Origin of the sequence: Pseudomonas sp. P9_31 (genome assembly GCF_034008235.1) — a bacterium.
GTDB lineage: Bacteria > Pseudomonadota > Gammaproteobacteria > Pseudomonadales > Pseudomonadaceae > Aquipseudomonas.
Map to the genome: position 1 here is coordinate 6,171,719 of NZ_CP125375.1, position 22,997 is coordinate 6,194,715.

At 54.3% G+C, this 22,997-nt stretch carries 17 protein-coding genes and 8 pseudogenes; 21 read left to right on the forward strand and 4 right to left on the reverse strand.

Annotated features, from left to right (window positions below; translation table 11 throughout):
- Positions 1 to 76: 76 nt before the first annotated feature.
- The 3 genes and pseudogenes from QMK51_RS27875 to QMK51_RS27885 form a co-directional block, all read right to left on the reverse strand.
- Positions 77 to 340 carry a hypothetical protein gene (locus tag QMK51_RS27875; RefSeq protein WP_320392686.1) on the reverse strand — a complete coding sequence of 88 codons (264 nt, stop codon included), beginning with the start codon at positions 338 to 340 and terminating at the stop codon, positions 77 to 79.
- Positions 341 to 428: 88 nt separating this feature from the next.
- A complete protein-coding gene (locus QMK51_RS27880) occupies positions 429 to 962 on the reverse strand; it encodes a hypothetical protein (protein ID WP_320392687.1) in 534 nt (177 codons plus the stop codon).
- 357 nt (positions 963 to 1,319) lie between these two features.
- Positions 1,320 to 1,397 (reverse strand): annotated as a pseudogene (locus tag QMK51_RS27885) (hypothetical protein); the annotation flags it as partial.
- Positions 1,398 to 1,645: 248 nt separating this feature from the next.
- Between QMK51_RS27885 and QMK51_RS27890 the strand changes: the two are divergent.
- The 12 genes and pseudogenes from QMK51_RS27890 to QMK51_RS27945 all read left to right on the forward strand — a co-directional run bounded on the left by QMK51_RS27890 (position 1,646) and on the right by QMK51_RS27945 (position 15,251).
- Positions 1,646 to 3,583 carry a type VI secretion system Vgr family protein gene (locus tag QMK51_RS27890; protein WP_320392688.1) on the forward strand — a complete coding sequence of 646 codons (1,938 nt, stop codon included), beginning with the start codon at positions 1,646 to 1,648 and terminating at the stop codon, positions 3,581 to 3,583.
- Between the two features lie 18 nt (positions 3,584 to 3,601).
- Positions 3,602 to 4,036: a DcrB-related protein gene (locus QMK51_RS27895; protein WP_320392689.1), complete on the forward strand. Its 435-nt coding sequence runs from the start codon at positions 3,602 to 3,604 to the stop codon at positions 4,034 to 4,036.
- A 12-nt stretch (positions 4,037 to 4,048) separates the two neighbouring features.
- Positions 4,049 to 8,359, forward strand: a complete 4,311-nt coding sequence (locus QMK51_RS27900; RefSeq protein ID WP_320392690.1) for an RHS repeat-associated core domain-containing protein — start codon at positions 4,049 to 4,051, stop codon at positions 8,357 to 8,359.
- A gap of 11 nt (positions 8,360 to 8,370) precedes the next feature.
- Positions 8,371 to 8,778, forward strand: a complete 408-nt coding sequence (locus QMK51_RS27905; protein ID WP_258698190.1) for a hypothetical protein — start codon at positions 8,371 to 8,373, stop codon at positions 8,776 to 8,778.
- A gap of 305 nt (positions 8,779 to 9,083) precedes the next feature.
- Positions 9,084 to 10,107, forward strand: a pseudogene (locus tag QMK51_RS29115) (RHS repeat domain-containing protein); the annotation flags it as partial.
- Between the two features lie 368 nt (positions 10,108 to 10,475).
- Complete coding sequence (locus QMK51_RS27915) at positions 10,476 to 11,486, forward strand: hypothetical protein (RefSeq protein ID WP_320392691.1); 1,011 nt, start codon at positions 10,476 to 10,478, stop codon at positions 11,484 to 11,486.
- A gap of 78 nt (positions 11,487 to 11,564) precedes the next feature.
- A complete protein-coding gene (locus QMK51_RS27920) occupies positions 11,565 to 11,843 on the forward strand; it encodes a hypothetical protein (protein WP_320392692.1) in 279 nt (92 codons plus the stop codon).
- A gap of 95 nt (positions 11,844 to 11,938) precedes the next feature.
- The gene (locus QMK51_RS27925) at positions 11,939 to 12,079 is read left to right on the forward strand and encodes a hypothetical protein (protein WP_320392693.1); all 141 of its coding nucleotides are present in this window, start codon (positions 11,939 to 11,941) and stop codon (positions 12,077 to 12,079) included.
- Between the two features lie 12 nt (positions 12,080 to 12,091).
- On the forward strand, positions 12,092 to 12,565 hold the full coding sequence (locus QMK51_RS27930; protein ID WP_054594730.1) for an SMI1/KNR4 family protein: 474 nt from the start codon (positions 12,092 to 12,094) through the stop codon (positions 12,563 to 12,565).
- A 207-nt stretch (positions 12,566 to 12,772) separates the two neighbouring features.
- Positions 12,773 to 14,407 (forward strand): annotated as a pseudogene (locus QMK51_RS27935) (RHS repeat-associated core domain-containing protein); the annotation flags it as partial.
- On the forward strand, positions 14,401 to 14,946 hold the full coding sequence (locus tag QMK51_RS27940) for a hypothetical protein (RefSeq protein ID WP_320392694.1): 546 nt from the start codon (positions 14,401 to 14,403) through the stop codon (positions 14,944 to 14,946). The pseudogene QMK51_RS27935 and the gene QMK51_RS27940, both read left to right, overlap by 7 nt.
- Complete coding sequence (locus QMK51_RS27945) at positions 14,943 to 15,251, forward strand: hypothetical protein (protein ID WP_320392695.1); 309 nt, start codon at positions 14,943 to 14,945, stop codon at positions 15,249 to 15,251. The genes QMK51_RS27940 and QMK51_RS27945 overlap by 4 nt, the downstream gene beginning before the upstream one ends.
- A 243-nt stretch (positions 15,252 to 15,494) precedes the next feature.
- Here QMK51_RS27945 and QMK51_RS27950 read toward each other — a convergent pair.
- Positions 15,495 to 15,716: pseudogene (locus tag QMK51_RS27950) on the reverse strand (HU family DNA-binding protein); the annotation flags it as partial.
- An 11-nt stretch (positions 15,717 to 15,727) separates the two neighbouring features.
- Between QMK51_RS27950 and QMK51_RS29120 the strand changes: the two are divergent.
- The 9 genes and pseudogenes from QMK51_RS29120 to QMK51_RS28000 all read left to right on the forward strand — a co-directional run.
- A pseudogene (locus tag QMK51_RS29120) lies at positions 15,728 to 16,574 on the forward strand (RHS repeat-associated core domain-containing protein); the annotation flags it as partial.
- Positions 16,568 to 16,942 carry a hypothetical protein gene (locus QMK51_RS27965; RefSeq protein ID WP_320392696.1) on the forward strand — a complete coding sequence of 125 codons (375 nt, stop codon included), beginning with the start codon at positions 16,568 to 16,570 and terminating at the stop codon, positions 16,940 to 16,942. The pseudogene QMK51_RS29120 and the gene QMK51_RS27965, both read left to right, overlap by 7 nt.
- 128 nt (positions 16,943 to 17,070) lie before the next feature.
- Positions 17,071 to 18,183: pseudogene (locus tag QMK51_RS27970) on the forward strand (RHS repeat-associated core domain-containing protein); the annotation flags it as partial.
- Between the two features lies 1 nt (position 18,184).
- Positions 18,185 to 18,754: an imm11 family protein gene (locus QMK51_RS27975; protein ID WP_320392697.1), complete on the forward strand. Its 570-nt coding sequence runs from the start codon at positions 18,185 to 18,187 to the stop codon at positions 18,752 to 18,754.
- 340 nt (positions 18,755 to 19,094) lie between these two features.
- Positions 19,095 to 19,361, forward strand: a pseudogene (locus QMK51_RS29125) (RHS repeat-associated core domain-containing protein); the annotation flags it as partial.
- A 397-nt stretch (positions 19,362 to 19,758) separates the two neighbouring features.
- Positions 19,759 to 20,907 carry an ankyrin repeat domain-containing protein gene (locus tag QMK51_RS27985; protein ID WP_320392698.1) on the forward strand — a complete coding sequence of 383 codons (1,149 nt, stop codon included), beginning with the start codon at positions 19,759 to 19,761 and terminating at the stop codon, positions 20,905 to 20,907.
- A 178-nt stretch (positions 20,908 to 21,085) separates the two neighbouring features.
- Positions 21,086 to 21,253 carry a hypothetical protein gene (locus QMK51_RS27990; protein WP_258698197.1) on the forward strand — a complete coding sequence of 56 codons (168 nt, stop codon included), beginning with the start codon at positions 21,086 to 21,088 and terminating at the stop codon, positions 21,251 to 21,253.
- 5 nt (positions 21,254 to 21,258) lie between these two features.
- Positions 21,259 to 21,882: a hypothetical protein gene (locus tag QMK51_RS27995; protein ID WP_320392699.1), complete on the forward strand. Its 624-nt coding sequence runs from the start codon at positions 21,259 to 21,261 to the stop codon at positions 21,880 to 21,882.
- A gap of 131 nt (positions 21,883 to 22,013) precedes the next feature.
- Positions 22,014 to 22,743: pseudogene (locus QMK51_RS28000) on the forward strand (RHS repeat-associated core domain-containing protein); the annotation flags it as partial.
- Positions 22,744 to 22,997: the final 254 nt, after the last annotated feature.

The following is a 22,997-nucleotide window of genomic DNA, read 5'->3' on the forward strand; positions in this document are numbered from 1 at the left end:
CAGATTGCATTCGCGAGCAAGCCCGCTCCCACACTTGATCCGGTTCCGGCAGGTGAAAAATGGCGCGTGCCCATCATCAGATGGCGGTGCCGCGGTTGGTACCCGGCTGGACAATCAACAGTTCGTCCAGTTCACGCTTCCTGCAACGCATAACAAACGGCAGTGCAGCATCCGGGTCACGCTTAAAAAGATCAAAGGTCGCGCGATCAACTCCATAGTATTCCTCGTAGTCGACCATGCCGTTGCTGACCGGTATAGATACGTAAAATCGGCCCGAGTCTTGCTCGAAGCCCACGGAGAACATGTGTTCACGACTTACCAAAACATCTTGAAATTTCACGGTCATCTCTAAAACGCTAATACCGTTCAACTGAGGTCGTTTAGTGAACTGCTTCCGACATCGATTACATCCAGCGATCCATAACTCATCAGATATTGGCAGGCACGTAGTCCGGCCCTCCAAGCTTGTCCCTGATGTCCAGGGCGGTACGCATCAACGGCTCCCATAAACCGTTCTCGCTGTTCCAACTGCCACCAGCCCAACGTGTATCCAGGATAAGCGCTGCCTTATTGATCTCAAGCTGCCTTCGAAGGGCTAAGGCCACGGACTCCATTTCGATTTCGAACAGCTCGGCATAGAGCCCCTCGGGCTCCTCGCGCTTTTGGTTCAGGCAATATCGGTAATACCAAACCCAGCTCGCTGCGGCATAGATCGCCCGATTACGATCGGGGTAGGTCGCGAGAAGCTTGAGAAAAGCCGCCACGAAGCGTGCAGGGAAGTTGGCGTCGCGGGTCTGCAGCCAGTAACGCAACACCAGCAAATCGAAGGCCGCGACGATATTCTGCGGTTCATCGTAGTCGTTTTTGGCTTCTTGAAAGTAGAACGGCTCGCCTACGAGGAATTTATCCAATTCGTCATAGGCCAGGGCAAGCAGCAATACATTGTCTAGATTGGTACTCATTGAAAACTCTCCCCTTGTTGCCATGGCTCAAGCGTCCGCAAGAAGGTATTGGCCGGGCTGCGTCCACGAGACTCTCAAATACTTACCGCTCAGCAAACCCATGTCCCGAAAGTATTCAAAGACTTCAGACGGACACCATTCCTTACCCGCCGAAAAGGCCACTCCCAGTAAACGTAGAGCATCCAATACCTTGGCCTTCTGCGTGCCGTCCGGGACATCCAAAAAATAAACATCATTCTCTGCTGTCTTCGAAAACCCGATTGCACGCAAAGCGGAGTCCAGCGTGCGATCAATAATTCGAACGCGAATTGAGTCAGCGTCTGCTTTTTCCACGTACGCCCTTAGCGCTTCACCAGGCTCAAAAATATTGATGCTCTGGTCCTGCCAGGTATCGGGGATTTCAAGATCAGCTTCTTGAATGCGGTAAGAGGTCACAGTAATCGCCTTCCATGGACGTGAGGTGACGCGCGGAGGAGCAGATATTCAGGTAATGCCTGGCAACAATCAAGAACCTGGTTCCTCTCCCCCAAGTAACGAACTACATTATGCCTTCAGCGTAACCGCCCCAGGCGATCACGCTCCTCTGTACGAGCTGCCGAAGGTTGCGATCTCTTGATCTTTAAAGTCAAAAGGCTGCAATCTTGCGCAGCGTCAAAAGGATTGCGGCAGCGATAAGGACAACCATGTTATTCAACCAAGCCTCACGCCTGGCAAAGATCACCAGCCCTCTGGGACCTGAGGTGCTGTTGCTCAAGGATATGGGCGGCGGCGAAGAGTTGGGGCGGCTGTTCAACTATGAGCTGCAGCTGCACTCGCTGGACAATGCCATCGACCTCAACCAGTTGCTCGGCAAACCCATGTGCCTGAGCCTGCAACTGGACGACGGTGGCGAGCGCCATTTCCATGGCATCGTTGCCCGTTGCAGCCAGAACGTCGACCAGGGCCAGTTCGCCAGCTACCAGGCTACGCTGCGGCCGTGGCTATGGCTGCTGAGCCGCACCTCCGATTGCCGGATTTTCCAGAACCTGACCATCCCGCAGATCATCAAGCAGGTGTTCCGCGACCTGGGCTTTTCCGATTTCGAAGATGCCCTGAGCCGGCCCTATCGCGAGTGGGAATACTGCGTGCAGTATCGCGAAACCAGTTTCGATTTCGTCAGCCGCCTGATGGAGCAGGAAGGGATCTACTACTTCTTCCGCCATGAACAGGGTCGTCATGTGCTGGTGCTGGCCGATGCCTACGGCGCCCACACCAGCGCGCCCGGCTACGCTTCGGTGCCGTATTACCCCAAGAATGAACAGCAGCGCGAACGCGATCACATCCACGATTGGCACCTGGCCCAGGAAGTCCAGCCGGGCTCGCTGGAACTCAACGACTATGACTTCCAGCGCCCCAGCGCGCGAATTGACGTGCGCTCGGCCATGCCCCGTCCGCACACCGCCGGCGATTATCCGCTGTACGACTATCCCGGCACTTATGTGCAAAGCGCAGACGGCGAACATTACGCCCGCACCCGTATCGAAGCCTTGCAGACCCTGCACGAACAGGTCGAGCTCTCAGGCAACGCCCGGGGCTTGGGCTCGGGTCATTTGTTCAGCCTCACCGGCTTCAGCCGCCAGGACCAGAACCGCGAGTATCTGATCGTCGGCACCCGCTACTCCATTTCCCAGGAAAGCGGGGAAACCGGCATTGGCGCCGCCTCGGCGCAGTTCGAAAGCAGCCTGACCTGCATCGACGCACAACAAAGCTATCGCCCACTGCCCAATACCCTCCGCCCCATCGTCAAAGGCCCGCAGACGGCATTGGTGGTTGGCCCCAAGGGCGAGGAAATCTGGACCGACCAGTTCGGCCGGGTGAAGGTGCATTTCTATTGGGACCGCCACGACCAGTCCAACGAAAACAGTTCGTGCTGGATTCGCGTGTCGCAATCCTGGGCCGGTAAAAACTGGGGCTCGATGCAGATCCCACGCATTGGCCAGGAAGTGATTGTCAGCTTCCTCGAAGGCGACCCGGACCGACCGATCATCACCGGTCGCGTCTACAACGCCGAACAGACCGTGCCCTACGACTTGCCGGAAAACGCCACCCAGAGTGGCATGAAAAGCCGTTCGAGCAAGGGCGGCTCACCGGCGAACTTCAACGAAATCCGTATGGAAGACAAAAAAGGCGCCGAGCAGCTGTACATCCATGCCGAGCGCAATCAGGACATCGTGGTGGAAGTGGATGAAAGCCACTCCGTGGGCCACGACCGTAACAAGAGCATCGGGCATAACGAGACGGTGACCATCGGCAACAACCGCCTGCGTATCGTCAAACAGGAAGACATTCTGTCGGTGGGCCAGCGCAAGACCGACAGCATCAGCCAGAGCTACGTCATTGAAGTGGGTGAGAACCTGCGGCTGGTCTGTGGTGAAAGCATCCTGGAGCTCAATGCCAGCGGCCAGATCAACCTGACCGGCGTGCAAATCAGCTTCTATGCCAGCGGCGATGCCGAGATCAACACCGGCGGCGTGCTGCACCTGAACAACGGCGGCGGCCCTGGCGCCACGCCTGACGGCCAGGGCGTCAAGGCCAGCATCGACGCCAATATCAATGCCGCATTCCCCAAGCCCAAGGGCTAACCACGAGATTCAAGTGCCATGACTTACCGCATCAATGAGTTCCAGTTCCAGCTGCCGGCAGGCGAGCTGCAAGACGCGACGATCAACATCCTCAAGTTCCCTGAACTGGGCACTTCGCTGATTGTCAGCCGCAGCTTGCTGGCCGAGGGCGAAACTCTGCAAAGCAACTTCGACGACCAGCTCAAGCGCCTGGAAAAACAAGTGCAAGACTTGCGTTTTCAACCGGGCGTCGCCGTGCGCCTGGGCGCCAGCCAGGAAGTCGAAGGCATCGAATTGCGCAGCCAGTTCAACAAGGGCAACGACAAAGTCTTCCAGTATCAGTTGGCGCTGGTATTGCCCGGCACCCGCAAAATGCTCGCCCTGAGCTACGTGAAGGCCGAAAAACTCGGCGATGCCGAAGCCGCGCATTGGGCGACCATCAAGAATTCACTGTTGTTCGACGTTCCGGCCTGATGAGCACCTTGCATGTCTGACGCGCTCTGGGCCGCCCGGCTGGGCGATGCACTCAACCACACCTCGATGATGGCCGACATTCTTGGCGGCGTGCTGGAGGTGGCAGCGAATATCGCGATTACTGCGCTGGCGACGGCTGCCGTGGTGGCGGCCACGGGCATCACCGTCGCCACCGGCGGGCTCGGGTGTTTCCTGCTTGGCGCGGTGGTGGGCACGATCGTCGGCCTTGCCATGAGCAAGACCGGCGCCGACAAGGGTTTAAGCAACCTGTGCGAGAGTTTCAGCAACGCGCTGTTTCCACCCACGGTGCAGGCGAACATTCTCACCGGTTCCACCAACACCCTGATCAACAGCATTCCCGCCGCCCGCGCCGCCGGGGCGATTCCGTCCCATGTCGCGCCGGCCGGCACTGAGCTGGAGGCACCCGAGCCCGAAGCCGAGCCCAGCTATCTGGACATGGCCGAGAGCTTCTTCTCCCAGATGTGGCGCCCCACCGTCGCCACCCCGGCACCCGGCGCCGTACCCAAGCCGCTGGACCTGCTCGTCTGCATGAAGCATCCGCCGATGCCGCCGCAGTTCATGGCCGAGGGCTCGGACAAAGTCACCATCAACGGCCAGCCCGCCGTGCGCAGCGGCGACCGCAGCACCTGCGATGCCAAGGTAGTGGGTTCCGGGCTGATCTCATCAAACGTGACCATCGGTGGCGGTTCGGTGGTGGTGCGCGAGATCCGCAGCGGCAAAACCCCGGGCGTGGGGCTGGCGGTCACCGCGCTGCTGATGCTCAAGGGCGGCAAGGGCAAATTCTTCAGCAAATTGCCGTGCATGCTGATCGGTGGCGCGACGTCGATGGCCGTCAGCAGCGCGATGGGCGCCATGGCCAACGCCGCCATGGGCTCCTCGAACCCGGTGCATGCCGCCACCGGGGCCAAGGTGCTGGGGGGCGATGAAGAGCTGGATTTCGTGTTGCCCGGGGTCTTGCCGATCGATTGGCAACGCGTCTACAACAGCCGCGACGAGCGTCGTGATGGGTTGTTCGGGGCGGGTTGGAGTGTGTCCTACGAGGTGCAGGTTGAAATCCTGCCTCACCCGGAGGGCGGCGAAACGTTGGTCTACACCGATGAACAGGGCCGGCGCATCGACATGGGTTCGATCCCCCTGGGCGGCGCGGTGTTCAGCGCGGGTGAAGGGCTGAGCGTTCGACGGCACGTTAATGGGCAGTTACTGATTGAAAGCGATGACGGCATCTACCGTTTGTTCAATCCAACGCCGGGCAATGCAGCGTTGCTGCGTCTTGATCAATTGGGTGATCGCAACGACAACCGCATTTATCTCGACTATGACGACGCCGGACGCCTTGTAAAACTGCGCGACACCTTTGACTTGGTTCAGGTGGAATTGACCTACCTTCAGACACGGGTCAGTCAGGTGGAACGGGTCTACCCGGACCAGCATCGCGAAGTGCTCGTCAGCTATGGCTATGACACGGTGGGCAATCTAACCGAAGTGCGCGACGCCACCGGCCAGGTGCAACGGCGCTTCACCTACGATGCCGGGCGGCGAATGGTCGAGCATCAGCTGCCCACGGGGCTGCGGTGTTTCTATGAATGGGCGTTGATCGAAGACCGTGAATGGCGCGTGGTCCGACACTGGACCGACGAAGGCGACGCCTACCAGTTCGACTATGACCTCGTCGCCGGTGTCACGCGCATCACCGATGGCTTGCAGCGCGTCAGTACGCGGCGCTGGAACAGCCAGCACCAGATCACCGGGTACACCGACAACCTCGGCCAGACCTGGCAGTTCGAGTGGAACGACGAGCGCCAATTGCTCAGCGCCACCGATCCGCAGGGCGGGCGCTACGAATACAGCTACGACGACGCCGGTAACCTGATTGGCGAAACCGACCCGCTGGGCCGCAGTGACTCGACCTTGTGGCTGCAGCTCTGGGCCCTGCCGCTGGTGGACACCGACGCAGCGGGCAACAGTTGGCAATATCGCTACGATCAGCGCGGCAACTGCATCGCCGAAACCGATCCGCTGGGCCACGTCACCCGCTACCGCTACGACACCCACGGCCAGGTCGTCGAGATCATCGACGCCACCGACAAAAGCAAAAGACTGCGCTGGAACCCGTTCGGCCAACTGGCTGAGCACATCGATTGCTCGGGTTATCCGACGCGGTTCAGCTACGACAACCGCGGCTATCTGCAAACCATCACCGATGCCCTCGGTGAGCGTACCCAGTTCAGCTACGACGCCCAAGGGCGGTTGCTCAGCAGCCAATTGCCGGACGGGCGCACTGAGCAATATCAGCGCGACGTCAGCGGCCAGTTGACCGGTTATACCGACCCGGCCGGGCACACCACGCTCTATCAACACAACCGGCGCGGCCAGGTGCGTCAGCGCACCGACGCCCAGGGCCGGCAGGTGCAGTTCGGGTATGACAGCTACGGGCGGCTGCAAGCGCTGACCAACGAGAACGGCGAAAGCTACCGGTTTGCCTGGGATGCTGGCGATCGGTTGACCGAGCAACAAGACCTGGATGGCAGCGCCAAGCGCTACGACTACGACCGCCTCGACAACGTCGCGGCGGTGACGGCGATGCCTGCGCCGTACGGCACGGGCCTGGCGCTCATTCCCGAAACACCGCCGGCACCCATCGTCCATCGCCTGGAACGCGACGCCGTGGGCCGGCTGATCGCCAAAGTCACCGACGATGGCCGCACCGAATACAGCTACGACCCGCTGGACCAACTCACCGCCGTCACCTTCACCGACCTGCAAGGCAACGCCCAGACCCTGAGCTTCGCCTACGATGCCACCGGCCAGTTGCTCGCCGAAAACAGCGCCGCCGGCAACCTGCAACACCACTACGACGAACTCGGCAACCTGATCCAGACCCAACTGCCCGATGGCCGCTGGGTCAACCGCCTGTACTACGGCAGCGGCCACCTGCACCAGATCAACCTCGACGGCCAGGTCATCAGCGACTTCGAACGCGACCGCCTGCACCGCGAAGTGCTGCGCACCCAAGGCCAGATCAGCACCCGCAGCGAATACGACCGCAGCGGGCGCCTGCGCTCACGCCAACGCCGACACACCAGCCAGCCCTCGCTGATGCCGGCCGCCGTGCAGAAACACTTCGAGTACGACCCCGCCGACAACCTGATCGGCAAACTCGACCAGCAACCCGCCGCGCAACACCGCCAACTGCTGCACTACGACGCCACCGGCCGCATCATCGCCAGCCAGGACAGCCTGCACGGCCAGCGCGAAACCTTCGCCTACGACGCCGCCGCCAACCTGTTGGACGGCCCGGCCCCCGGCGCCGGATTGGTGGTGCACAACAAGCTGCTGACCTACCAGGACAAGCGCTACCGCTACGACGCCTTCGGCCGGATGATCGAAAAACGCAGCGCCAAGCGCGGCGTGCAACACTTCGCCTACGACGCCGAAAGCCGCTTGATCGAGGTGCGCAACGACAACGGCAGCGTGGTCAACATGGCCTACGACCCACTGGGCCGACGCATCGAAAAAACCGAGCACGACGGCAATGGTTACCCGCTGGGGGAAACCCGCTTCACTTGGGATGGCCTGCGCCTGTTGCAGGAACACCGCCACCAGCAAACCAGCCTGTACCTCTATGAAGACGACGGCTACGAACCCCTGGCCCGCGTCGACGGCAGCGGCCCACTGCAAAAGATCCGCTACTACCACAACGACCTCAACGGCCTGCCGGAACAGCTCACCGAAGCGGACGGCCACAACGTCTGGCAAGCAACGTATCGGGTGTGGGGCAACACGCTAGAGGAGGTGCGCGAGCCGTACTACATTGAAGAGCAGAACCTGAGGTTTCAGGGGCAGTACCTGGACCGGGAGACGGGGCTGCACTTCAATACGTTCAGGTTTTATGATCCGGATGTGGGGCGGTTTACTACGCCGGATCCGATTGGTCTTGCTGGCGGCTTCAATACCTATCAATACGCTCCGAATCCCATCTCCTGGATTGACCCATGGGGGCTCGCGCCTGAACTGTATTATCTGCTGGCGACACAGGACGGTTTCTATGACGAAATGGAGTGGGGCAAGCGTAATCCTGTTGGGAAGGTCTTTCTGAAAGAAGGGGAAGTCTGGAAAGTAGGTGAGACGATTCATCCTAAAAGGCGTTATACCTTCAAATGGCTGAAATCGAAAAACCTTGAGTACAAGAAGGTCATGGCCGCGCCTACCAAGGTCAATATGCAGCTTTGGGAAAAGCTGAAGATAGGCAAATACCTTAAACGTCGAGGTAAGTTACCCCCGGGTAACAAATGTAGACACTAGGAGAAAAAAACATGTTGATCGGTATCACAACAGATTCGCCAGGCTGGAGCAAGGTCAGTGAAATCAGCAAAGAGCTACGGGACCTTGGCACCTTGTTAAAAGAAAAATATCCTTCTCTTGATTGGGAGTTGGTGGTCTGCCTGCGATGCCTGCCGAAGGACTTGCAGAGAAAAACATTTTGCCGTTATTACGCCAAAGACAAAATGTTCGGTCTGGACATTGCCATGGACGAGGAAGATTTCGTTCCATTAAAAAAAGACAAGGCCGCTCAACGCAAATTAATCGGTGCCGCCTTTATCACTTTTTTTGTAGAGAGCATTAAAAAATACGAAAAAAAACTTCCCAATCTTGAACCCGTTTCCGCAGAGCTTATTGCGGATGTGCAGCAATGGTGCGCCGAAAAAGAATGGACCGCCTGAAACTCCACGTTGCTATTACGACCACCTGGGATTTTATAACTCATGAAAACAGGCAATCGACCGAGTCGGCGCGCCTGTTTTTTCCGTCTATTTATATCGCTTGAACCGGCAGTTTATTCAGCATCTTCCGTATCGGCTTCTACGTTCTTTATCAGTCTCTTGAGCATTCAGTTCATATGCAAGTAGCGCTGCTCAATGACCTCCATGCGAGACTTGTCAGTCGGCGCTTCGGAGGACGCCGGCTTGATATACGCGTCGTGTTCAAGACCGTAAGGTTTAGCGTTAACCTTCATCTGGGCTTCTACAGCGTCCAGGGCCAGAACGAGACCTTCGCCTACGACGGCGCCAACCTGCTCTACAGCCCGCCACCCGGCGCCGGGCTGGTGGTGCGCAACAAACTGCTGACCTATCAGGACAAGCGTTACCGCTATGACACGTTTGGTCGGATGATCGAAAAGCGCAGCGCTAAACGGGGCCTGCAACGCTTCGGTTACGACGCCGAAAGTCGGTTAGTTGAAGTGCGCAGTGAAAACGGCAGCGTGCTCAAGATGACCTACGACCCATTGGGCCGACGCATCGCCAAGACCGAACACGACAGCAAGGGTTATCCACTGGGAGAAACCCGTTTCACCTGGGACGGCCTGCGCCTGGCAGGCGACTTATCGGGTGTGGGGCAACACGCTGGAAGAGGTGCGCGAACCGTATTACATTGAAGAGCAGAACCTGAGGTTTCAGGGGCAGTACCTGGACCGGGAAACCGGGCTGCATTTCAATACGTTCAGGTTTTATGATCCGGACGTGGGGCGGTTTACTACACCGGATCCGATTGGGTTGGTGGGGGGATTTAATCTCTATGTTTACGCACCTAACCCCTTTACTTGGATAGACCCGTTGGGGCTAGCCTGTGGTCCAGCTACCAGGCAGAACTCAAAAGGGAGATGGATCGATGCCAAGGGCAAATTTGCGAATAAACCTAATGTCTCCAAACTTCCGTCGCTGAAAGGAAAATCCGTGCCGCAGGTGGAGAAAATCCTCCGACAAAACGGCTACACCAGAACAAATCCTGCAAACACAAGGAACCAGCGCTGGGTACACTCTGATGGTTCAGAAGTCCAGATTCATGCCTATGGGAATACGAACCCCACACCATTCAAAGGATCGAACAATGCTCACAGTCACAAATCATTGGGTAAACATGGGAACCCAGGCACCGCTGAATTAGCTAATGACGGAAAAACAGCCGTCAGTACTCATTCCGCGGAAGCGCACATCGGAATGAAAAACCCGCCAGATTACCCAACGGTATCGGGCAGACCTCACGGAAGCTAGGAGCTAACAATAATGTCAGCGGAATTCATATTGTCTTTTAAGGATTCGAACTGGTACCCGATTAATCTCAAAGAGATAGTGCGAAAAATCACAAGCCTTAGAACTTTTTCTAAGGGCTTTCAGGAAAAGGAATTCCGATTGATAGGCACCGAGCCCAGGAGCCCAGGAGATTGGGACTATGACGTACGTCTTTTTCTAGAAAATGAACGTATTTTTTTGGAGATTAGTGCTCACCCATCCAGCATAGAAAATGATCTGTCTGCTTTTTTCGAGTGGATCAGATCCCATACTGAAATTACTATTGATGATGAGGATGGAGTGCCATCAAACTGGTAGTAGATCAGGAGAAATAGTAGGTAAAAACCAACATGGACATATTCAAACTCTTTTCATACAAGCTGGAAAATCTCCTGAACATCCGTCCATGCCCGAAAGAGCTGGGCGCTGTTTTTTACCAAGAAGACGAGCCTTCACTGCTGTCTGTCGCTGCCAGAAAACACAACGGTTCGACCTTCTACATAAGCCGCTGGCATGATTTGTTTTCCATAAGCGCCTTCGAAAAAGCCATGTCAAAAAACGGTTTCACGGAGTCGGACTGCTATGCCCTTCTCTTGGTCCTGTCCCGCTTTGGCTATCTGCTTGAAATCGACAACCGTCAACGAACAAACAAAGATTATTTTATTTTCTTCTACCTGATTCAACTAATCAGCTTGAAGAACAGTCCTCTCGACGCGGATGCACAGCTCAGGAACTACATGCTCAGGTTCCTGCTTTTCGAATTGAGTATCGACGACGAAGCGTATCGACGGTTCAGCATCAAGGATAATCAGCTGATAATGGCTACCGACTCTCTGGGGCCTATAGTTTTTTTGGATGTTATCGACTTTGTTTACAAAGCGATCAAGTTTGATAGTAGAAAAGAACATGAATTGTTAAGCACGTTGAAAAACTATCAAACAAGCATCGTCACATTATTGACCGAACCCGACGACACAAATTACCGTTTCAGGCTTAATGACCGTCACAGCGAACTCATGTATCCCGATGTATTTTTGCACGCATACGCTAAAAACAAGAAACCGATATTTAATGCTTTGATCGATACGGTCAACCCCCTTCAATCAACGGAAAACCTGTTTGTCTCCAATATTATTTTAATGAATTACTCCTTTCACATTCTGAAAAGCAAGCCTCGCGAAATTCTAAAACTGAAAAAATACGTCAATGATGAGATGCTGTTCAGAAAACTGCTGGAGGCAATAATCACTCGTCGAATGGCAATCAGTAAATCAATATTCGAAAAGATATCCATCGACCAGGATCTATCCTTGATAAAAGACAATCCAACCTCGTTCTACAATATTTTGTATAGTCTATAGGCGTCCTCACAGACAGCCCCCCAAACCGTGCAGTGAAGCTCATTTGCAGCGAATGAATGCGAGCGATAAGAACTGAAGATGGAACAACTGGAAGACGAATACCCCGGCGATGCCGATTGGCAGGTCGTGGATCTGTATAACCAAGTCTATTTCGATGACGACGCCCGCACGCTGGCGAAAGCCTTGGATGGCAACCTCGATATGGCGGTCGCCCTCAACGGTAAAAGAGGTCTTGAGGAAGGGTTGTGGTGGATCGAACAGCAAGTGCCCGCCCTGGATAACATACGGCCAGCCGATTGCCTCAAGGATCCGAAGCTGATCAAACGCCTGAGGACTGCGCTAATGCGCATGCCGTAACGACAAGGATAGAAGTGCAATGGAAGGCATCGAATTGCGCCACAAGCGCAACGATTACGCAGCCGTCAGACGCTTACGTCGGATGAGCATCCCGCATGTCTGACGCGCTCTGGGCCGCCCGACTGGGCGACGCACTCAACCATACCTCGATGATGGCCGACATTCTTGGCGGCGTGCTGGAGGTGGCGGCCAACAAGATTCCCAACACCAAAGTCAAACCTGGGCGCCGCTCATGATTGGAGATTTCGATGCTTGAAAACAAATTCTCAGATTACGAAAAGGCCATTACCCCAGCGAATCTGGACCAGCTGGAGTCCGTCATCGGCAAGAAGCTACCGGCTCCCTTTCGAAACCATTACCTCAAGTACAACGGCGGCATGCCGGAACGAGCTTATTGGGTCAGCGAAGACTTTTTCGACCCCATCGAAGTCGCCTCTTTCAGGCCGATTACCTATGGTGAACCCACGCTGCTGTCCACCTATCAGTTGATGCTGAAGAAACAAGTTCTTCCTGCACATCTCCTTCCTTTCGCAGACGACCTGGGCGGCAATTTCTTTTGCTTGAACCTTGATTCGGGAGCCATCAGTTATTTCACGACTGACACGTTTGATAGTGACCTTAGCCCGGAAGAGAACCAGGCTGAATCCGAGAAGCCTATTTGCTCGAACTTCCTCCGTTTCGTTCAAGGACTGATCGATGAGGATGATGTGGACGAGGAATAAATGAGCGAACGCCACAGGGCTTGCTTCGAAACGCAAATCCTGTGGCGAGGGAGCTTGCTCCCGCTGGGCGGCGAAGCCGCCCCAAAACAGGCTGACGCATTCTCCAGATAAACCGCATCAGCCGGCTTACGACGGCTGCGCCCCCGAGTGGGAGCAAGCTCCCTCCCACGAATCGCCTACACCTCAAAAGCAGGCATGTAACCCGCCTTCACCGACCTGCAAGGCAACGCCCAGACCCTGAGCTTCGCCTACGACGCCCTCGGCCAGTTGCTCGAAGAACACAGCACGGCCGGCAACCTGCATCACCACTACGACGAACTCGGCAACCTGATCCAGACCCAACTGCCCGACGGGCGCTGGCTCAATCGCCTGTACTACGGCAGCGGCCACCTGCACCAGATCAACCTCGACGGCCAGGTCATCAGCGATTTCGAACGTGACCGCCTGCACCGCGAAGTGCTGCGCACCCAGGGCCAGATCAGCACTCGCAGCGAATACGACCGCAGCGGGCGTTTACGCTCACGCCAACGCCGACACACCAGCCAGCCCTCGCTAATGCCGGCCGCCGTGCAGAAACATTTCGAGTACGACCCCGCCGACAACCTGATCGGCAAACTCGACCAGCAACCGGCCGCACAACACCGCCAACTGCTGCACTACGACGCCACCGGCCGCATCATCGCCAGCCAGGACAGCCTGCACGGCCAGCGCGAAACCTTCGCCTATGACGCCGCTGCCAACCTGCTGGACAGCCCCCAACCCGGCGCCGGGCTGGTGGTGCACAACAAACTGCTGACCTACCAGGACAAGCGTTACCGCTACGACGCCTTTGGCCGGCTGATCGAAAAACGCAGCGCTAAACGGGGCTTGCAACGCTTTGCCTACGACGCCGAAAGCCGGTTGATTGAAGTGCGCAACGAAAACGGCAGCGTGGTCAGGATGACCTACGACCCGCTGGGCCGACGCATTGAAAAAACCGAGCACGACACCCGCGGCTACCCGCTGGGCGAAACCCGCTTCACCTGGGACGGCCTGCGCCTGTTGCAGGAACATCGCCATCAGCAGACCAGCCTCTACCTCTACGAAGACGAAGGCTACGAACCCCTGGCCCGCGTCGACGGCACCGGCCCGCTGCAAAAAATCCGTTACTACCACAACGACCTCAACGGTCTGCCGGAACAGCTCACCGAAGCGGACGGCCACAACGTCTGGCAGGCGACTTATCGGGTGTGGGGCAACACGCTAGAAGAGGTGCGCGAGCCGTACTACATTGAAGAGCAGAACCTGCGGTTTCAGGGGCAGTACCTGGATCGGGAAACGGGGCTGCATTTCAATACGTTCAGGTTTTATGATCCGGATGTGGGGCGGTTTACGACGCCGGATCCGATTGGGTTGGCGGGAGGTTTTAACCTTTATCAATATGCACCAAACCCGGTTGGTTGGGTTGATCCATGGGGATGGGCTGGGGACCCCGCAAAAGCGACTCACATCACCTATGTTGGGGTTAAGGAGGGCAAACCCTATGTGGGTTATGCCAGCAAACCTGGGCTAGGGCATTCCGCGAGGGATGTTCTGGATTACCGTTACCCCAATAAAGGTATTTTCGACGTAGCCCCGACAGCTGTATTTAAAGGGGATGGCCAAGCGGGGAAAGATATCGCTCGTGGCCTGGAGCAGCGGATCTATGAAGACAAATTCAAAGAGGGGCCGGTCGCGAACAAACAAAGGCCCGTCGGCCCAAAAAACAAACGACGGGATGTTTACCTGGCGGCCGCCGACAAACACAGGGGTGCACAACCTCAAAAACCAAATAGAAAAGTAAAAGGTCCTGGAAAATGTTAAAAAAAATCACCTGGCAAGATGGAACAATTCTTAGCTTAAAATTAAGAGACGATCTTTATACACTCGTCCAGATGCGTGAGGACTACTATCTTGAGTTTTTTGATATTAAAAACTCCCGTGACGAGTGGAGTGATATCGATCTCGGAAAAACTGACATCTTATTTTTTAATTTTACAGCGACAAAAGCTTTAAAAACCTTAGCCATCAGCGCCCCCCCTTTGGAAAAGGTTGCCGCAGACAACCGCCGCCCACAAAGGATCTTGCTGAGAGCCATTATCGGTGGCAACTACGGTGCAGACCTGATCGAATTAACAGACTCACTTGAGGATTTTGATGCGACTGTTCTAAAAAGTAATCTCACCCTAGAAAACGATTTAGAAACGATATACAGATATGAACTCTCCGGAATTATTGGCGACCCGGAAAAACTGCGAAACAGGTTAATTAATTATTTTGACAATGGCGTCAACTGGGATGAGGCTAAAGCATTCCTTTTCAAGGGTATCTCTCCCCCGCCCGCGAAAAAGAGCAAGCCATGAAGAAACCAGCACTGATGAAATATAAACAAAATAACCTGACACTTGAAGGCGACGAACTCACCCTTGCCCAAATAAAGCCAGCGCTGAATAACCTCATCCAAAATTTGATAGCCCTGCCTGATACGTCAGATCAAAACAGCATCCTTGAAGTATTTAAAAACTCCATTCTTTCAATCAACGATTCCGAGCTAGAGATTGAAACTGTTGAGCGTGAGTCCTTACTAGATGCTATCTATTCCATAGGCGAAATCGTAGGTCTTGACCCTCAGACAGAATTCGCTGAAGAGTGGAGAGGTGATTGGTAGCTCGTTGCTGCCAAATCGGGCGCTTGACAACGTCGAGCCACGAAACCACTAAACTGTGGCGGTTTACGATAAAGGGGGACACCCCATTAGACGCTGTTCAGCAAACTGCTGGAAGCAATAGTCACCTGTCGAAAACGATAATTCAGTTGCCGGAAAAGGCAAAAAAATGGGCACCCGATTCAATCGGCGTGCCCATTCTTTTCAATACCGCTTTCCCCTCAGTGTTCAAGGTACTTGCAGCAATTATGGATTAACGCTGTCCTTCAACGACTTGCCCAGCTTGAAGGCCACGGTGTTGCTGGCCTTGATTTTGAGTGGCTCACCAGTTTGCGGTTTTTTGCCGGTACGGGCACCGCGATGGCGTTGCAGGAAGGTACCGAAGCCCACCAGCGTGACGCTGTCTTTGCGGTGCAGAGCGCCGGTGATTTCTTCGAGAACGGCGTTGAGAACGCGGTTGGCCTGCTGATCGAAAAACGCACGACACCAACGGCTACCCTCTCGGTGAAACCCGCTTCACCTGGGACGGCCTGCGCCTGTTGCAGGAACATCGCCATCAGCAGACCAGCCTCTACCTCTACGAAGACGAAGGTTACGAACCCCTGGGCCGCTGCAAAAAATCCGCTATTACCACAACGACCTCAACGGCCTGCCCGAGCAACTCACCGAGGCCGACGGCCACAACGTCTGGCAGGCGACTTATCGGGTGTGGGGCAACACGTTAGAAGAGGTGCGCGAGCCGTACTACATTGAAGAGCAGAACCTGAGGTTTCAGGGGCAGTACCTGGACCGGGAGACGGGGCTGCACTGTTTTATGATCCGGATGTGGGGCGGTTTACGACGCCGGATCCGATTGGGTTAGTGGGGGGATTCAACCTCTATCAATACGCACCGAATCCTGTCGGCTGGCTCGATCCGCTCGGCTGGGCAACTCGCCCGAACAACGGGCGATACAAGATCTTTTCCGACCACAGCATCAGCCCCAACAATCGCTATGCCAGTGACGCGGTGCAATTCAGGCAGGCCAATAAGCAGTTCATCAAGCAACTCAAATCCGATCCGTCCTACAGCAAAACCATGCACGCGCGATATCCAGGGTTGGCCGACTGGATTAAAAACGGCGAGATGGGGAGCAGTCCATCAAAAATGCTGACCTGGCACCACCATGAAAAAGTCAATCGGCTGGTGTTGGTGGACTACAAGGATCACCGAAAAAACCACAGCCTTTATCATCCGACCGGCAAGGGTGGCCGAGATATATGGGGCGGTGGCCCTGCGGGCAGAAACGGGCAACTCAACGGCAAGACAGGAGCAAAACGATGCTGATCAACGAACTGAACACCGAACAGAGCATGACAGTCGAACAACTGGTCGAAAGTCTGCTCAACAAGATCAAGGCCGAGCACGGCAGCGATCAATGCGACGAGCGTTTTTGCGTGTATGCGCGCAAGTTTGTGTCGCAGCTTCGCCCCGAGCTGGAAGTCTTCATCGACCGTTATCCTTCTGAAGGCAGCAATGGTGAAGATCTCTACCCCGATTTCGTGCTGAAAAATAAATTACAGCTGATCTACTACGGCGAACACTTTGTGAGCGTTCTGGAACTGGCTGCGGAACAGCGCCCGCAGATAGATGTGAAGGATGCGATCAAGGGCTTGAACTACTACAACGAGAACGATGACTTCCTCGACTTCTAAGAGCCTGGCAGAGGGCGAAGCACTGTCTGGCGCTCAAGCATTGAGGCTCAGCAAGCCTCAATGCCGGATACGTAGGCCCTTGCAAACTTGCCGTCGGACTCCGGCGCCTATGGCTCCTTGGGGTCGATGATGCCGCCGTCAAATTGCTTGATGGCCTACCGCAATCTGCCGGACTGGTGGTACACAACAAACTGCTGACCTATCAGGACAAGCGCTACCGCTATGACGCGTTTGGCCGGATGATCGAAAAACGCAGCGCCAAGCGCGGCGTGCAACACTTCGCCTACGACGCCGAAAGCCGCTTGATTGAAGTGCGCAATGACAACGGCAGCGTGGTCAAAATGGCCTACGACCCGCTGGGCCGGCGCATCGAAAAAACCGTACACGACACCAACGGCTACCCCCTCGGCGAAACCCGCTTCACGTGGGACGGCCTGCGCCTGTTGCAGGAGCATCGCCATCAACAGACCAGCCTCTACCTCTACGAAGACGAAGGTTACGAACCCCTTGCCCGCGTCGACGGCACCGGCCCGCTGCAAAAAATCCGCTACTACCACAACGACCTCAACGGCCTGCCGGAACAACTCACCGAAGTGGACGGCCACAACGTCTGGCAGGCGAGTTATCGGGTGTGGGGCAACACGTTAGAAGAGGTGCGCGAGCCGTACTACATCGAAGAGCAGAACCTGAGGTTTCAGGGGCAGTACTTGGACCGGGAGACGGGGCTGCATTTCAATACGTTCAGGTTTTATGATCCGGATGTGGGGCGGTTTACTACGCCGGATCCGATTGGGTTGGTGGGGGGATTCAACCTCTATCAATACGCACCGAATCCGACTGTATGGGTTGATCCATGGGGATTGTTTAACTGGAACTATAAGAATATGCCCGGAATCGCCGGATTCCAGAAACATCATATTATCCCGCAATCGTTAGTTGAGCACCCAGCCCTGAAAAAGGCGGGATTTGACATACACAAAACTTCAAATATTATTTATCTGCCTAGTGAAGAAGGTAAACATAAATACCGTACAATTCATAAAGGATCACATCCCGGTTACAATAGATCAGTGCGCGCACAGCTGAATGAAATATCGATTGCGGGCAAGGCTGGAAAATGGTCGAAAACCCAATATGCTAAGGCGGTAAAAGAAGTAATCCGCTCTCAGAGAGCGGGGTTACGTAATGGACGAACCAAGCTAAACAAAAACTCAACTCAAGCAGGCCGTTGCGGGAGATAGTATGTACCTACTCGACATCACTGAAAATTACTCAGAGGCATATTGGTTCAAATATGAGCAGACTATTTCGCCAGATCACTTACTATTTATCAGCGGAGAAAAACAACCCACCCCCACCACCACCCCTACTTTCAAGAACAATAAAAAAATAAGCAAGACGCGCCTGCTATCATTTGATCTTTTTCAAAGCGATACTCTGGAATTCGTCAGTAGTAAAATGGCGCATGTTCTGCGGAGTTATGAGAACGATGTTCAGATATTTCCGGCTGACGTTTATCTTAAAGAAGAAAAGCTTAACGACTTCTTCGTATTCAACGTCGTACAGACGCTATCATGCATCGACATGAACTACTCCGAATACAAGCCTATGTTCAGCTTCATGCCAGATGGCCCTATTGCATTTTCTACTATAAAAAGTCTTCCTTCCACCGCACTCTCCGGCCATGACATAGTTAGAGCTAAAGAAAGCCCCCAAAGACTGTTTGTCTCGGAACGTTTCAAACAGCATTGTGAGGCTGCACAACTTAAAGGCCTGCGATTCACAGACTGTTCCAAGCCCATTCAGGTCTGAGGGCAGTGACCGAAAAAAATGAGAGCCCAACTCGAACTATCGTGCACACCATATAGTAATCTCTCACCTCGAAATATGTAGATGTGCGCTGGTTGAGAAGATGTATGGACAGACTTGGCATTGACATAAATCAGAAAAAAAATGGTATATGACTGCCTCTAAACCAGTCCCGCTTACCAAATACAACAGCAACAGCTCATGCCGGGGAGGCGTACATGGCAATGCGTATAAACAACACGTATGGGAAACCCTGAAAGGGGCGAACACAAAATCTGGAATCGAGTCGGATTTAAATAAACTCAACTTTGAGCTCAACGGTGGAAAGGTTTTCCCATTAGCAAACAACGACCTCAACGGCCTGCCGAAACAGCACACCAAAGCCGACGGCCACAACGTCTGGCAGGCGACTTATCGGGTGTGGGGCAACACGTTAGAAGAGGTGCGCGAGCCGTACTACATTGAGCAGCAGAATCTGAGGTTTCAGGGGCAGTACTTGGACCGGGAGACGGGGCTGCATTTCAATACGTTCAGGTTTTATGATCCGGATGTGGGGCGGTTTACTACGCCGGATCCGATTGGGTTGGCCGGGGGAATAAATTTTTATCAGTAATCGCCAAACCCCATCGGATGGACCGATCCGTTGGGCTGGGAAACATGCAGACTGTCTAAAGCAGATAAAAAAGCAATGGGGACAAACCCACTGCTGACGTCATGACGAGCCCGCATCGCCATCATACTGTGCGCAAAAAAGGAACCCAAGAATTGGACAGACAGCAATCGTCGATATGTGGCCCATGTACAGGGTGTCCTGAAGAGATTTGGTATCGGCTTGAATGACAGCCCTCATAACTTCGTATGGGCACCCAATGGCAGTGGGAATCACACAATCGCTAGCGCCCGCAAAGTGTCACGAACACTTGCAGAGGCCCGAAAAGGCGGAAAAAGCAAAGTGATTGAGGCACTGAATGCGATGGGCGAGAAAATGAGAAATGGTGAGTTTTTAGATGACTAGCCTGGAAAAAACATACAGAACAAATGCCCCTCTTGTCCGAGAACTTTATGCTCATATAGAGACGGGGAATGTTGAGTTTTTACGTGCCCAGCTAGACGCTCATCCAGAGCTGCTGGTCCCCCCTCGTTATGATCTTTTGAGCTATCCAGGACTTCTGCATCATGCCGCAGAGAGAAACCAGGTTGCAGTGTGTACATTGCTAGTTGATTTGGGCATTGACCTCGACCAACCCACTGCTGGCTCAGGCAATACTACGGCGCTTGCACTGGCAGCAAAAAATGGACATTTAGAAACAGTGCGCTGGCTTCTGGAGGCAGGAGCTGATGTTAATGGCTCTCCTCTCTCGGTTGCATCTCCGCTGATAACCGCCGTCACTTTCGGGCAAAAAGAAACAGTCGAGTTTCTGCTCAAGTACCATCCGGACGTCAATAGGTTACATGCCAAGCTCAATCGAACGGCCCTCGATTTAGCTCAGAGCTGGAGCTTCCCTGAAATTTTCAACTGCTTGAAAGCACAAGGCGCTATCTCGGCCGTTGAAAAGGCGCCTGATGAAGCAACTCTGCCTGGAGCAGGGATTATCGATTTTGTGTGTAGGACCGCTGGCTGGGTATTACCTAAAGAACTAATCCCTCAATCCGGATCATTGGAAGTAAATCTCAGAGTCAGCTGCATCGCGAACAAAAACGACTTTAAACTCTTGTTTACAGTCGGTCTTTTTGTTGAAAAACCACGCACAGAACTTTTTATCTGTCTTCCCGGAAGCTGGCGCCTACCCAAAAAAGGCTTTGCCATCGATAGCCCCTGGATGTTCCCTCAGGCGGTACTGACTGTGTTGTCTGAAAACACCCTCAAAGACTCGCCGTTAACCGAGGGTCAGGTGATTTTACGAACGGATAAAGCCTTTAGTCAGTTGGGCTGGCCAGCAGATATTGAGGCGCTCATTGTCGTAGATAAAATTTGGAACACTACCGGCGATGCAGAAATTGAAGATCATGAGGATTCGGTAAAACTCTACGTTCTGACTCCTCTAAAACTGACAAAAAAGGGCCCCCCTGAAGGCGATGCCTTAGCCTCGCTCTTGGAGAAAAAATGTAAGGCAAGCTGGAAGAGCGTCGCTCTGACTTCACCTCTGCAAAATTGACGACACTCTCAACAGGATCTGAAGACAGCGCCAAGCGCTACGCCTATGACCTGTTGGATAACGTCTCGGCGGTCACGGCTGTTCCGGCGCCTTATGGCAGCGGCCTGGCCGTCGTCCCCGAGACGCCCCTGGCACCGGGAAGTTGCCCCCCAACCAAACCGACTCCAAAGTCTTCGACATGACTAAGCCGGCCAACACCTCACAACATCTGGGAGGGGGTACGATAAAACCTTCAGCCGGCACGCAGGGTACATTCAAGGTTGATACCAAAGGAAAGCCGGGGGTGCCGCTGGGTGGGAAAGGCGCACAGCACAATGCAACCTTCAATCTTTTAATCTACAAGTGAATATAATGAGCATAGAAATTCGTAAAAGTTTGGAAGCGGAATTACTGGCGGCGCTAAAGAAGACAACGTCATCCCACTTGGACCTGAAAGCAAGCAAAAACAAACTTGGCCTACTTATCTCCAAGGAAAAGCTTGGGGAAATTTATATACAACACTTGACCAAGGCCGATGGCTACTATGCGGGCCTGGAGGTTTATACATGCGAGGCATTTAGCTTCTGCATAAACCAATCACCGCCCTATCAGAGCCGACTGTTGAACTCATCTTTTTTGTCGAAAAGTTCATTATCGGAAGAAACAAAACAGTTTAGTGACGAGCTGGGCGGTATTATTAGAACCCCATCACCTGATGAAATAAGCGCAACAGGCAAAAAAATAAACGAACGACTGATAAAATTTTACTTGTCTAAGGCAGAGGACTGCATCCTTGGCACGCCCTCATTAATTGAAGACGTATTGACCGAACCTGACAACTATGCGTACCCCTTTCTAACCGCATTATTTGCAGCACAAAAAAATGACCTGAGCCTGGACTCAGACGTCTTCAAAAAAGTCCTCGCAACCAAATCAATATTCGGAAACAAACAATTTGATTTGGCTTTGGCAAATAAAATTCTGGGGGTAAGGTAATAAGTAGGCCCCCAAAGGACTGTTCACCGAGATCGACGGTACCTGTCGGACGGTCCTTGGCAGGGTGAAAAAGCTGCTGGGCTGCGCCGCCGAGCGGGAGCAAACTCCCTCGCCACGAACTGCAGGGCAGCCCGAAGCATGGCGCCGGGCTGGTGGTGCACAACAAACTGCTGACCTACCAGAACAAGCGTTACCGCTACGGCGCGTTTGGCCGGATGATCGAAAAACGCAGCGCTAAACGGGGCTTGCAACGCTTTGCCTACGACGCCGAAAGCCGACTGATTGAAGTGCGCAACGAAAACGGTGCACGGGAAACGGCTGTGCGCATAACCTACGATCCGTTGGGGCGGCGTATCGGCAAGACCTGGCACGACACCAACGGCTACCCGCTGTGCGAAACCCGCTTCACCTGGGATGGCCTGCGCCTGTTGCAGGAACATCGCCATCAGCAAACCAGCCCCTACCTCTACGAAGACCAAGGTTATGACCCCCTCGCCCGCGTCGACGGCACCGGCCCGCTACAAAAAACCCGCTATTACCACAACGACCTCAACGGCCTGCCGGAACAGCTCACAGAGGACGACGGACATAGCGTCTGGCAGGCGACTTATCGGGTGTGGGGCAACACGTTAGAAGAGGTGCGCGAGCCGTATTACATCGAAGAGCAGAACCTGCGGTTTCAGGGGCAGTATCTGGATCGGGAGACGGGGCTGCACTTCAATACGTTCAGGTTTTATGATCCGGATGTGGGGCGGTTTACGACGCCGGATCCGATTGGGTTGGCGGGTGGATTAAACCTTTACGCCTACGCTAAAAACCCGCTCACATGGATAGATCCACTAGGGCTTGCGGGTTGCCCGACCTCTAAAATCATCAGCAATGCAAAAAATGGAAAAGTCCGAAGAGGAAAGGACTATCACGGGCGGTTGGGCAACGACATGGAACAGTGGATACTCAGTAGCCCTCAGGGGGGTTATCAGGCAAAAAATGGCAACTTAATATTCCATAAAGAGGGCAATATAGTGGTCACTCATGGCAAAGGTGGAGCACAAGGCAATGTCATCACAAGTTACGGACATAGCGGCCCTCGGGGTGAAAGCGGCGCTGCTATTTAT

Bases quoted from the DNA above. Each gene is read 5' to 3' on its own strand.
- QMK51_RS27940 (WP_320392694.1), top strand. From the start codon at position 14,401: ATGTTAAAAAAAATCACCTGGCAAGATGGAACAATTCTTAGCTTAAAA.
- QMK51_RS27995 (WP_320392699.1), top strand. From the start codon at position 21,259: ATGAGCATAGAAATTCGTAAAAGTTTGGAAGCGGAATTACTGGCGGCG.
- QMK51_RS27985 (WP_320392698.1), top strand. From the start codon at position 19,759: ATGACTAGCCTGGAAAAAACATACAGAACAAATGCCCCTCTTGTCCGA.
- QMK51_RS27930 (WP_054594730.1), top strand. From the start codon at position 12,092: ATGCTTGAAAACAAATTCTCAGATTACGAAAAGGCCATTACCCCAGCG.
- QMK51_RS27890 (WP_320392688.1), top strand. From the start codon at position 1,646: ATGTTATTCAACCAAGCCTCACGCCTGGCAAAGATCACCAGCCCTCTG.
- QMK51_RS27945 (WP_320392695.1), top strand. From the start codon at position 14,943: ATGAAGAAACCAGCACTGATGAAATATAAACAAAATAACCTGACACTT.
- QMK51_RS27990 (WP_258698197.1), top strand. From the start codon at position 21,086: ATGACTAAGCCGGCCAACACCTCACAACATCTGGGAGGGGGTACGATA.
- QMK51_RS27925 (WP_320392693.1), top strand. From the start codon at position 11,939: ATGTCTGACGCGCTCTGGGCCGCCCGACTGGGCGACGCACTCAACCAT.
- QMK51_RS27975 (WP_320392697.1), top strand. From the start codon at position 18,185: ATGTACCTACTCGACATCACTGAAAATTACTCAGAGGCATATTGGTTC.
- QMK51_RS27895 (WP_320392689.1), top strand. From the start codon at position 3,602: ATGACTTACCGCATCAATGAGTTCCAGTTCCAGCTGCCGGCAGGCGAG.
- QMK51_RS27920 (WP_320392692.1), top strand. From the start codon at position 11,565: ATGGAACAACTGGAAGACGAATACCCCGGCGATGCCGATTGGCAGGTC.
- QMK51_RS27880 (WP_320392687.1), bottom strand. From the start codon at position 962: ATGAGTACCAATCTAGACAATGTATTGCTGCTTGCCCTGGCCTATGAC.
- QMK51_RS27965 (WP_320392696.1), top strand. From the start codon at position 16,568: ATGCTGATCAACGAACTGAACACCGAACAGAGCATGACAGTCGAACAA.
- QMK51_RS27905 (WP_258698190.1), top strand. From the start codon at position 8,371: ATGTTGATCGGTATCACAACAGATTCGCCAGGCTGGAGCAAGGTCAGT.
- QMK51_RS27900 (WP_320392690.1), top strand. From the start codon at position 4,049: ATGTCTGACGCGCTCTGGGCCGCCCGGCTGGGCGATGCACTCAACCAC.
- QMK51_RS27915 (WP_320392691.1), top strand. From the start codon at position 10,476: ATGGACATATTCAAACTCTTTTCATACAAGCTGGAAAATCTCCTGAAC.